Origin of the sequence: Spiroplasma sp. hy2 (assembly GCF_044714365.1) — a bacterium.
GTDB lineage: Bacteria > Bacillota_I > Bacilli_A > Mycoplasmatales > Mycoplasmataceae > Spiroplasma > Spiroplasma phoeniceum.
In genome coordinates this window covers 1-1,644 of record NZ_RXFZ02000195.1, presented here as the reverse complement: position 1 = coordinate 1,644, position 1,644 = coordinate 1, and the positions used below count along the sequence as shown (strand labels likewise).

Below are 1,644 nucleotides of genomic sequence, written 5' to 3'. Positions count from 1 at the left end.
ATATTATGGCTTATTTTAGTTAATTAATTACTAAAATAACTATTAAGCTTAAAAATAAGGTTTTCATTCATATAAAAAGTGCTACATTTGCATTTACAATTTACAAATCAAAATGGCGTTAAACATAAAATGCAAACATTAAGTATTGAAAGAAAAAGAATAAGTTATTAAAATCATAATAATACAGAATTAATGGCAGATGAACCACAACATTCTATTTATAAGCGTGATATGGATACTGATATATCACAAGAAACATTAGATTCTTATGATATAGTAATAAGAAAAATTAATAGTGCAACAACTATTAATGAATTAAATTTAATTGAAAAACATCCAATATGAATAATTATTTCAAATAATAGAAATGATATTAAAGAATTATTTAATAAAAAGTAACTAGAATTAAATAAAAATGAATAAAAAAGTAAATGAGGTAAGTAATTATGAAACAAGATAAAACAACTTGATTAAAGGGTGCATTACCTTGAAATTGATTTAAAAAAGATCCTATTCCAACTTATAATTGAACTCATAAAGATATTAGAGAATGAGAAAGAAAATATAAAATTAGGAGTTGGGTAGTTAGTTTTTATACATTAATATTTTTATTATTAAATTGTTGATTAGAATATGGAATGATTAATGCAATAAAAGATAATATTAATTGATATAATTATGGTCAATATTGAGGTAATGGCATTGCTATTTTATTAACACCTTTATTTACGCATGGAATTCAAGGCATATTTGTTGCTAGTAGTAAACCAAAAGTAGATATGAAAATTGATATTCCACGATTAAAAATATCTAAAATGGGATTAGTATTTACAATTTTACCTTTAATTACTTTAATAATTTCTTTAATTATAATTTGAATTGATAAATCAAAATGAAAAAAAGACCATTTAAGACATTGCTTAGATTGTCGGATTAATCCGCGAGTTATTCAGCCAAGAATAGCAAAACAATGAAATAATTTAGATGGTATAACAGAAGAAAATAACAAAGAATTAAATTTAAAATAAACTATATATAGGGGTGGCTGATATTTTTGGGTGGTTATATAGTTTAATTTATAAATTATTTTGTTCTGAAAGGATAGATGGCCACTGTTTGAGTAAGGGTGGAAAGGAAATAAGAAAATGAATGAAACATTAATGATTGCTTTACTTGTGTTAGCTGGTGCAGGAGGAATGGGTAGTCTTGGTATTCTTGGATTATCTGCTAAAAAAATTAAAAAATATAAAGCAGAAATTAGAGAATTAAGAACTGCTGTTATTGCCCACGAAAAACATTTACGCGGAYCTGATTATGCAACAGAATTAGCATTAAAAACAGGTCAAATTAAAAATGTTAAAAAACAAGTTAAAATAAACAACAAAAAACAACAACAAAAAGATGCTATTCAAAAACTAACAAATAGCATTTAAAAAAATAACCTTAANNGGTTATTTTTTATTTATTTTTAAGATAATTATMTTTTATAWAWGTTGATAAGATATTCTATTCGTTGTGAATAAGTCTCAAAATAAGATAATTCATTTCATATTTTTTCTTGTTTTTTATCTAAATAAAGATTAACATTCCGAATTTTGCAAGAATAATATTTTCCTGTTTTTTGATTATAGGATTGTTTCATTA

3 protein-coding genes are annotated in these 1,644 nt (G+C 23.3%); all 3 read left to right on the top strand.

Annotated elements, in window-relative coordinates:
* The first annotated feature begins 192 nt into the window (after positions 1 to 192).
* The 3 genes from EHV01_RS05305 to EHV01_RS05295 all read left to right on the top strand — a co-directional run bounded on the left by EHV01_RS05305 (position 193) and on the right by EHV01_RS05295 (position 1,433).
* Positions 193 to 399, top strand: a complete 207-nt coding sequence (locus EHV01_RS05305; RefSeq protein WP_422066547.1) for a hypothetical protein — start codon at positions 193 to 195, stop codon at positions 397 to 399.
* Between the two features lie 47 nt (positions 400 to 446).
* Positions 447 to 1,028, top strand: coding sequence for a hypothetical protein (locus tag EHV01_RS05300; RefSeq protein ID WP_400248272.1), 582 nt, complete (start codon positions 447 to 449; stop codon positions 1,026 to 1,028).
* 117 nt (positions 1,029 to 1,145) lie between these two features.
* A complete protein-coding gene (locus EHV01_RS05295; RefSeq protein WP_422066546.1) occupies positions 1,146 to 1,433 on the top strand; it encodes a hypothetical protein in 288 nt (95 codons plus the stop codon).
* The last annotated feature ends 211 nt before the right edge of the window (positions 1,434 to 1,644 follow it).